The sequence below is a fragment of the Hoeflea sp. BAL378 genome (genome assembly GCF_000759435.1).
GTDB lineage: Bacteria > Pseudomonadota > Alphaproteobacteria > Rhizobiales > Rhizobiaceae > Hoeflea.
In genome coordinates this window covers 1-8,385 of record NZ_JRJG01000111.1, presented here as the reverse complement: position 1 = coordinate 8,385, position 8,385 = coordinate 1, and the positions used below count along the sequence as shown (strand labels likewise).

Here is an 8,385-nt window from a genome sequence, read left to right as displayed (position 1 = left end):
AGCCCGCCGCTCGGCGGCGAGACGATGCGGCGGGTGAAGCCGTTGGCCTCGTCGCTCCACAGGCTCTGCTCGGAAGACCGCACCAGCGGCGCGAACGGCGTCTCGACCGGGGCCAGCAATTGCGAGATGCTCATCTGGTAGGCGCTCGACAGGCTGCCCAGCGTCTCGGCCGTCGGGCTCACCTCGGCGTTCTCGATTCGCGACAGCGTCGAGCGGCTGACGGAGCTCTTCTCCGCCAGGGCCTCGAGCGACCAGCCGCGCGACACCCGGATCTGCCTGAGCCGTTCCGCCAGCCTTTCGTTAAGGTTGGTCAAGATGATATCCCCGATATGAGAAGAAATCCCAAAATCAGGATGACCTATTTGTACTTCCTGGTCAAGTCGAGTTTGGTTTGTCGCGGCCCTGCAGGCGGTGTGCCGGAGTGTGGCCCCAAGCTGGGCAGCTAAGGCGTCAGGGCGCTTTCGAAGAATGCGATTGCCTCGTCGAGATTGCGCACCAGCTCATCCGGCTTCAGCCCGGGAACGCGTTGCGTCTGCGCAAACACGAATGTTGTGCCACGGACAGGACGCCAGGACGAGCATTGGAATGAATTGTTGTAGGTTTCCTCGATACACACAAAACCATCGGTCAAATCGCCTCCGGCCACCACATCCCGACGCTTCTTTGAAAACCAGCTTTGGGTGCTCGAAATCGAGCGGTCCGGCTGACGTGCGAATTTTACAGTCCGAATGTTTGCAAGCATGGATGGCGAGTAACCGGTGCAGTAACCCTTGGCTTCTCCCGAAACGGTGTCGCAGGTCTTCTGCAGGAAAGGACCGATGGAGTAACCACTGAGTTGAAGTGTATCGACGTTCAGTGGCTGGGTGCCGTACGCTGTGGCTTCGCAGAGCCGGCGCATCTCCTCCTTGTCCCGCGTCCTCGTGGAGTAGTGTATGGACTTCGGCCGTCCGCTTGCCGACTGGCCCTTCCAGATCCATGACTCAAATTCCGGAGGTACGAAGTAGGAGGCTTCGCCGACCGCGAAGGTGACGCCGTCTATGGAGCATGGGGCCTTCGGCACGATCTGTCTTTCGAAAAAGAATGCAGCCACCAGGAGCGCCGGCGCCGTCGCAATCAGCACTGTAAGGATAGGCACAGGGCGCCCAGGGGCCACGCCGCCGGAACGTTTTGCTATCCGACGGACCATCAGGCGGGACAGGAAGACCCAGATGGCGGCGGCAAACAGCGTCAAGGCCAGCGCCGAAACAGCGATCATGACGCCAAGTCCGGCATATTCCTCCTCGCCGACATTGGCAAAACGCCAGGTGGCATACACCGCCAACCCTACCGGCGGAACGGTGATGAGCAGCCGATGGCGGGCTGCCGCCAGGAAGAAGAGCGCGCACGCTGCGAAAAATACAGCACCGATACTCACAAAATGGAAATGATCACTGATGGGCCACATGTGCTGGCTTTACAAATTGGGTTCGGGCTTGATGAGAAAGACAACCAATAGCTGTGGTAGAGCGAGCCCGCATGCCGGTCAACCTCGGTCGGCAAACGTGCTTAAGCGACCTTTTCTTTGCGCTCTGAACGCCCCGATTACCCCGGGAGGGAGCCTCGCCGGTAAACCCTTCTTAAGCCGCTGCTGTTAGACCGATGGCAAACCGGAGACCGCGCGATGAGCACCAGCCTGTATCTCAGCCTTGCCGCAGGCGGGCGTCCCTCGGCATTCAGGCTGGCCGATCTGCTGGGCGCGCTCAGCTACGCGCTCGACATGACCGAGGGCCAGCCCGAGGGGCATTGCCTGCGCTGCTGCTGGATCGGCGCGCGCATCGGCGAGGCGCTGGGCCTGCCCGATGACCAGCTCAAGGACCTCTACTACACGCTGCTGCTCAAGGACCTGGGCTGCTCGAGCAACGCCGCGCGGATCTGCGAGCTGTATCTGGCCGACGACATTTCCTTCAAGCGCGACTTCAAGACCATCGACGGCAGCCTGTCCTCGGCGCTTCGCTTCGTGTTCAAGAAGACCGGGCTCGAATCGGGCCTGGCGGAGCGGATCCGCGCCGTGGTCAACATCCTGCAGAACGGCGGCGAGATCTCGCGCAGCCTGATCGAGACCCGCTGCCACCGCGGCGCCGACATCGCCGCGCGGATGCGCTTTTCGGAAGCGGTGCAGGACGGCATCCGTTCGCTCGACGAGCACTGGGACGGTTCGGGCAAGCCCGAAGGGCTGAAAGGCGACCAGATCCCGCTGATCTCGCGCATCGCGCTGATGGCGCAGGTGATCGACATCTTCCACACCGAGAGCGGCGCGGCGGCCGCCATCAGCGAGGTCGAGGCGCGCTCGGGCGCCTGGTTCGACCCGGCCCTGGTCGCGGCCTTCGCCACCGCCCGCGCCGATCCGGACTTCTGGGCGCTGCTCAGATCGCCCGAGCTCGGGCCGCGGGTGTTCTCGATGAAGCCGGCGCTGCAGTCCGAGCCGGTGGACGAGGACTATCTCGACGACATCGCCGCCGCCTTCTCCGACGTGGTCGACGCCAAGAGCCCGTTCACCGCCGACCATTCCAACCGCGTCACGCTCTACACCGACATGATCGCCGAGGAGATGGGCCTCGGCCCCGCCCACCGCCGCTGGCTCCGCCGCGCGGCGCTGCTGCATGATCTGGGCAAGCTCGGGGTCTCCAACCAGGTGCTCGACAAGCCCGGTAAGCCCGATGCGGAGGAATGGTCCTCGATCCGGCGCCATCCGGCCCAGTCCGAGGCCATTCTCAACCGGGCGGATGCCTTCGCCGACATCGCGCCGGTCGCCGCCGCCCATCACGAGCGGCTGGACGGCAAGGGCTATCCCTACGGGCTCAAGGGCGAGGAGATCTGCCTGGAAGCGCGCATCCTCACCGTCGCCGACGTCTTCGACGCGCTGTCGGCCGACCGGCCCTACCGCGCCGCCATGCCGATCTCCAAGGCGCTCGCCATCCTCGACGCTGACGCCGGCACGGCCTTCGATCCCGCCTGCATAGAAGCGCTCAAGTCCGGCCTCGCGAGGCTGAATGCCGAAGTGGCGGCGTAGGGGCGGGGATTGCAAGAGGCTGGGCGCTCTTGCCTCCCCCTTGAGGGGAGGCGGGCGATTGACCGGCCGAAGGGCGGGCAGAGCCGGTGGGGGTTCGGAATTCGCCACTCACTTCGGCCCACGCCGGTGGATCCAGCCCCCACCCGGATCAGCGTCGCTGTCGCTCGCTTCTCCGACCTCCCCTCAAGGGGGAGGTGGGGACTCGGCCCCGCTCGCGCCCCTGTCTCCGAACGTCCTTGATCCGAAGCAGGCCCAGTTAGAAAGCCTCCGCGATCCTCATCGCCAGCCTTTCCGCCACCTCCGCCTTGGACAGATCCGGCCAGTCCTCGACGCCGTCCTTGGAGACGATGCGGACGCGGTTGCGGTCGCCGCCCATGATGCCGGTTTCGTGCGAGACGTCGTTGGCGACGATGAAATCGGCGCCCTTCCGGGCGAGCTTGGCCTGGGCGTTGGAAATCACGTCGGCGGTTTCGGCGGCGAAGCCGACGACGAGGCGCGGGCGGTTTTCGTGATGGCCGATGGTCTTGAGGATGTCGGGATTTTCCGTGAGCTGCAGCGGCGCCGGCCCCTGGCCCTCCTTCTTCTTGATCTTGTCGCCGGCGGCCGCGGCCACGCGCCAGTCGGCGACGGCGGCGACGAAGACGGCGATGTCGGCGGGCAGCGCCCGGGTGACGGCTTCGAGCATGTCGGCGGCGCTTTCCACCCGGACGACACGGACGCCGGCCGGATCTGGGATCGTCACCGGGCCGGAGACCAGCGTCACCTCGGCGCCGAGGCGGGCGAGGGCCGCAGCGATGGCGTGGCCCTGCTTGCCCGACGAGCGGTTGGCGATGTAGCGCACCGGGTCGATCGGCTCGTGGGTGGGGCCGGAGGTGACGATGGCGGTCTTGCCGGAAAGCGGCTTCGGCGCGTCGTCGAGCAGCGCCTCGATCGCGGCGGCGATCTCCAGCGGCTCGGCCATGCGGCCCTCGCCGGCCTCGCCGGATTCGGCCATTTCGCCGCGCATCGGGCCAATGAAGCGGATGCCGTCCCGGCGCAGCGTCTCCAGATTGCGGCGGGTGGCGGGGTGCGCCCACATCGCCGGGTTCATGGCCGGCGCGACCAGCACCGGCCTGTTGGTGGCGAGTAGCACGGTGGAGGCGAGGTCGTTGGCAAGCCCATGGGCCAGCTTCGCCATCAGGTCGGCGGTGGCCGGCGCGACACAGACGAGATCGCAGTCGCGCGCGAGCCTGATGTGGCCGACATCCTGCTCGTCCTCGCGGGAGAACAGGTCGGTGTAGACATGGTCGGCGGCAAGCGCGCCGACGGCCAAGGGCGTCACAAACTGCTGGGCCGCCGCCGTCATCACCGGCCGCACGGAGGCGCCGCGCTCGCGCAGGCGGCGGATCAGGTCGAGCGCCTTGTAGGCGGCGATGCCGCCCGAGATGATCAGGAGGATGCGTTTGCCGGACAGGGTCTTTCCGACCGTGGAGAGAGGCGAAACCGCCATGTCTCCGCGCGGCGGCAGATCAAGCTCGATACCCCCGAAAGGCTCTACCAAGGCGCGGACACGATTGTAAAAAGAACCACCGGTCGCGTCTTCTCCCTCACCTTGATCCGGTTCCACGCTGCCTTCGAGATCAGTTAGTATGACCCGCATCTCCTCTTCCATGGAGCGCCCGTTTTTCGCAGCCCGCTCACGCAGCCGCTGCTTCGTGGTTTCATCAAGATTTCGGATTGTGAGGCTTGCCATGGCTACTCGCAGAGACGGAGTGATTTCATTGCAATCATATTTCACGACTTGCAGCCCATGCAATCTTTTTAATGGATTGGAGCGAGACCTAAGATTTAGGCCCGGGTTACGAATACACTAGGAAAATGGCAAAAGGATCGAGCAATGGGAAAATATGGCGAAGCCGCGATCAGCGCAGTGCACCTTCTCGCAAAGAATGAAGCAATGCCTCCCCGATTGGCTTGGGAGACTGCTGTCCAAGATGTCTTTCCGAGCAGTGAATCTTCACGATCGAAAGGATGTCCCCGGGACGCTTTTCTCGCGCTCTGCGGACTCGGTGCTGTTCGAAACGTCGCAGCGGGAATCTACACGCGCTCGATCAAAAACAGGGGCTACGTGGAGCGCGCTTTGGCGGCGATCCGCTTCGACCCTGGCCTTGCGACCAACAAAGAAGAACTATGGTCCATTGCAACTGGCGGCGAGCAGAAAAAGGAAAATGCACAAATGGACGTGTTGGTCACTTTATACCTAAATGGACGCATCAAATAATTGCAGGTCTCATTCATCATCCAGCCAAGGGAAAACTATCCGTTCGCCTGCAATCTGCGTTCGCTGAGGAATTTACAGATCCGCGGTCCCATATTTTTCGCGCAATCGGGAGACCCTGTCCCACAGGCTTTCCTTGGCACCGGTGGACCCGGAAAGGCCGGTGCGCAACAGCACCCGCGCCTCCTCCTCCATGGACACGCCATGCCGCGCGTTCGCGCAGGGCCTGCTTGACGGAGTCATCGAGATTGCGAATGGTCAGCGTCGCCATGGGCGCCTCCCCTTGGACAGAGGGTGATGATGACTGCAATGTAAGCATTGCATGCAGTGCAGTCAAATCCGCGCGCTTATGCGGAGCCGCGTGGGCGCAGGCTGTTGGCTTGATTGAACACGACCCAGGCGGGGCAGGACGGAAGGGTGCGCGCGTTCCGAACCGGCGACCCCGGCGTCATGCCGGGATCGCCGTGCTTGGCTTGCGGTCAGGCCGCCTTGACGATCTCGACGACCTCGATGTCGAACACGAGGTCCTGGCCGGCCAGGGGATGGTTGGCGTCGACGGTGATTTCCTCCGCCTCGACGGCGGTGACGACGAGCGGCACCTGCCCGCCCTGCGGCGTGCGGGCCTGAAGCTGCATGCCCTGCTGCGGCTCGATTTCCGGCGGCAGCGCGGCGCGCGGGACCTTCTGCACCTTCGCCGCGTCATGGGGGCCATAGGCCTGTTCGGCCGGAACGGTGACGGTCTGCCTGTCGCCGACCTTCATGCCCTCGACTTCGCGGTCGAGACCGCTGATGATCTGGCCGGCGCCGAGCTGGAACTCAAGCGGCTCGCGCCCCTCGGAACTGTCGAACATGGTGCCGTCTGTCAGTGTGCCGGTATAGTTGATCCGCACGGTGTCGCCGGATTTGGCCTCGCTCATATGTCTATCCAATGCTTGTGTCTGTCCCGGCGCGTCCGTTTGGTCACGGATCGGGTGCGGCTCGCATCCCGCGGCCGGGTTTCCTGCCCTGACGGCGCAAGAGCTGCCGTCGGCGAATTATGGCCCGGCGCGCGATGGCCGGTCCAATGCCCCATTTTGCGGGAAACGGGCCCGAATTGCAAATCCGCCGCCCTGGCCGGGGCGCATGACCCCGACCGGCTGGCCGGGCCGGGCCTATCTCAGCCGCAGCGAATGGGTGGCGTCGCTCTCGTCGACCGGGTGGAAGCCGAGGTGTTCGTAGAAGCCGCGGGAAGCGGGCGTGGCGCGCAGACGGATGCGGGGAAACCAGATCGCCGCGCCATCGAGCGCGCGGGCCACCAGCACCCGGGCGACGCCGGTGCGGCGATGGCCGCGCTCGACATAGAGATGGCGCAGGCGGCCGACATTCTCGCTGGTGAAGGGATCCTGGCACAGGCCGCAGAAGCCCACCGGACGCCCGTCGTCGAAGGCGCCGATCAGCCGCGCGCCCGGCCCGTCGAAGCGGTTCTCGCCCAGCCGCCAATCGGCCAGCATGCGCTCGACAAAGGGATAGCCGTCCTCCCAGGCCTCGTCGGCCAGGGGATGCATGTCGGTGTCGTCGAGAGAGATCGGGCGGTACGCAACCATCCCTACCATATGGGGTGGATGGCGAGCGCCAACCAGACCAGGGCCGCAGCAATTATCCAAAGCGCCACGCGGCCCGAGCGGGTGTGGCGGGCTTCCGCCTTGCCGATGGCCTCCGAGGTGGCCGCGTCGAAGCGCAGGCCGTTCTCGGCCATAGTCCCGACCTCGGTCACGAAAGCCCGCGTGCGGGCGGCGAGTTCGGGCAGCTGCTCGGCCAGCTTGAAGGCGGCGATGGCGCCTTCGCGGATGTCGCCGGCGATGCGCTTGGGGCCGAGATTGTCGCGGATCCAGCCGCCCACCACGGGTTCGGCGGCCTTCCACATGTTGAATTTGGGATTGAGCGTGCGCGCCACGCCCTCGACCACGACCATGGTCTTCTGCAGCATGACCAGTTCGGGCCGCGTCTCCATGTCAAAGAGTTCGGTGACCTCGAACAGGAGCGTCAGCAGCCGGGCCATGGAGATGGTTTCCGCCGGCTGGCCGTGAATCGGCTCGCCTATGGCGCGGATCGCCTGGGCGAAGCTGGCCGGGTCGTGCCGGGCCGGCACGTAGCCCGCCTCGAAATGCACGTCGGCGACGCGGCGGTAATCGCGGGTGATGAAGCCGTAGAGGATTTCGGCGAGGAAGCGCCGCTCCATCTTGCCCATGCGGCCGACGATGCCCATGTCGACCGCGACGATCTGGCCTGACGGATCGACGAAGAGATTGCCCTGGTGCATGTCGGCGTGGAAGAAGCCGTCGCGCAGCGTGTGCCGGAGAAAGGACTGGATCAGCGTGTCGGCGAGCGTGTCGAGATCGTGGCCGGCGGCCTTGAGGCCCGCGACATCGCTCATCTTGATGCCGTCGATCCACTCCATGGTGACGACGTCGCGCCCGGTGCGCTCCCAGTCGACCGCGGGCACCCGGAAGCCCGGATCGTCCTTCGTGTTCTCGGCCATTTCCGACAGCGCCGCCGCCTCAAGCCTGAGATCCATCTCGATGCGGGTGGTCTGTTCGAGCGTCCGGGTGATCTCGACCGGGCGGAGCCGGCGCGAGGACGGAATGAACCGCTCCTGCAGCTCGGAGAGCAGATAGAACACCTCGAGATCGCGCTGGAAGCGCTGGCGCACGCCGGGGCGGACGACCTTGACGGCGACCTTGCGCAGGCCGGTCTCGCCCATGACTTCGGCCGGGTGGACCTGAGCGATCGAGGCGGCGGCGACCGGCGGATCGAAGCGCGCGTAGAGGTCGTCGATCGGGCGGCCAAGCGAGGCCTCGATCTCGGCGCGGGCCAGGGACTCGGGGAAGGTCGCCATCCGGTCCTGAAGGCCCGAGAGGTCGACGGCGATCTCGGCGCCGACCACGTCGGGCCGCGTGGCGAGAAACTGGCCCATCTTGACCCAGGAGGGACCGAGCCGGTTGATGGCCTTGGCCAGCACATCCGGGCGCTCGGCGGTCTTGGCGCGGCGCTTGGCGAGCAGGGTGGCGAGCCGGTGGCCGAACAGGGCCCCGCCGGTCAG

At 65.5% G+C, this 8,385-nt stretch carries 8 protein-coding genes; 2 read left to right on the top strand and 6 right to left on the bottom strand.

Features of this window, described 5'->3' with window-relative positions; genetic code table 11:
* Nucleotides 1-314: helix-turn-helix transcriptional regulator (locus LL06_RS20280; RefSeq protein ID WP_035531028.1), on the bottom strand; the 314-nt coding region annotated here is incomplete at its 3' end.
* 128 nt (nucleotides 315-442) lie between these two features.
* Nucleotides 443-1,444: a hypothetical protein gene (locus LL06_RS20275; protein WP_035531026.1), complete on the bottom strand. Its 1,002-nt coding sequence runs from the start codon at nucleotides 1,442-1,444 to the stop codon at nucleotides 443-445.
* 216 nt (nucleotides 1,445-1,660) lie between these two features.
* On the opposite strand from LL06_RS20275, the gene LL06_RS20270 reads away from it, so the two are divergent.
* On the top strand, nucleotides 1,661-3,049 hold the full coding sequence (locus LL06_RS20270) for an HD-GYP domain-containing protein (RefSeq protein ID WP_052161765.1): 1,389 nt from the start codon (nucleotides 1,661-1,663) through the stop codon (nucleotides 3,047-3,049).
* Nucleotides 3,050-3,305: 256 nt separating this feature from the next.
* On the opposite strand, the gene coaBC is transcribed toward LL06_RS20270, so the two are convergent.
* Entirely contained in the window at nucleotides 3,306-4,781 is a 1,476-nt protein-coding gene (coaBC, locus tag LL06_RS20265; protein WP_244447195.1) for a bifunctional phosphopantothenoylcysteine decarboxylase/phosphopantothenate--cysteine ligase CoaBC, read from the bottom strand.
* 144 nt (nucleotides 4,782-4,925) lie between these two features.
* On the opposite strand from coaBC, the gene LL06_RS27435 reads away from it, so the two are divergent.
* Nucleotides 4,926-5,309 (top strand): hypothetical protein, encoded by a 384-nt coding sequence (locus LL06_RS27435; RefSeq protein WP_152599700.1) that lies wholly within the window; start codon nucleotides 4,926-4,928, stop codon nucleotides 5,307-5,309.
* Nucleotides 5,310-5,785: 476 nt separating this feature from the next.
* Here the strand turns inward: LL06_RS27435 and LL06_RS20260 are convergent, their stop codons facing one another.
* The 3 genes from LL06_RS20260 to ubiB form a co-directional block, all read right to left on the bottom strand.
* On the bottom strand, nucleotides 5,786-6,223 hold the full coding sequence (locus tag LL06_RS20260; RefSeq protein ID WP_035531023.1) for a peptidylprolyl isomerase: 438 nt from the start codon (nucleotides 6,221-6,223) through the stop codon (nucleotides 5,786-5,788).
* Nucleotides 6,224-6,457: 234 nt separating this feature from the next.
* Nucleotides 6,458-6,889, bottom strand: coding sequence for a GNAT family N-acetyltransferase (locus tag LL06_RS20255; RefSeq protein ID WP_052161763.1), 432 nt, complete (start codon nucleotides 6,887-6,889; stop codon nucleotides 6,458-6,460).
* A gap of 2 nt (nucleotides 6,890-6,891) precedes the next feature.
* Nucleotides 6,892-8,385 carry a 2-polyprenylphenol 6-hydroxylase gene (ubiB, locus tag LL06_RS20250; RefSeq protein WP_081964099.1) on the bottom strand — a complete coding sequence of 498 codons (1,494 nt, stop codon included), beginning with the start codon at nucleotides 8,383-8,385 and terminating at the stop codon, nucleotides 6,892-6,894.

Coding starts and splice junctions, on each gene's coding strand:
- LL06_RS27435 (WP_152599700.1), top strand. CDS start 4,926: ATGGGAAAATATGGCGAAGCCGCGATCAGCGCAGTGCACCTTCTCGCA.
- LL06_RS20270 (WP_052161765.1), top strand. CDS start 1,661: ATGAGCACCAGCCTGTATCTCAGCCTTGCCGCAGGCGGGCGTCCCTCG.
- coaBC (WP_244447195.1), bottom strand. CDS start 4,781: ATGGCAAGCCTCACAATCCGAAATCTTGATGAAACCACGAAGCAGCGG.
- LL06_RS20260 (WP_035531023.1), bottom strand. CDS start 6,223: ATGAGCGAGGCCAAATCCGGCGACACCGTGCGGATCAACTATACCGGC.
- LL06_RS20255 (WP_052161763.1), bottom strand. CDS start 6,889: ATGGTTGCGTACCGCCCGATCTCTCTCGACGACACCGACATGCATCCC.
- LL06_RS20275 (WP_035531026.1), bottom strand. CDS start 1,444: ATGTGGCCCATCAGTGATCATTTCCATTTTGTGAGTATCGGTGCTGTA.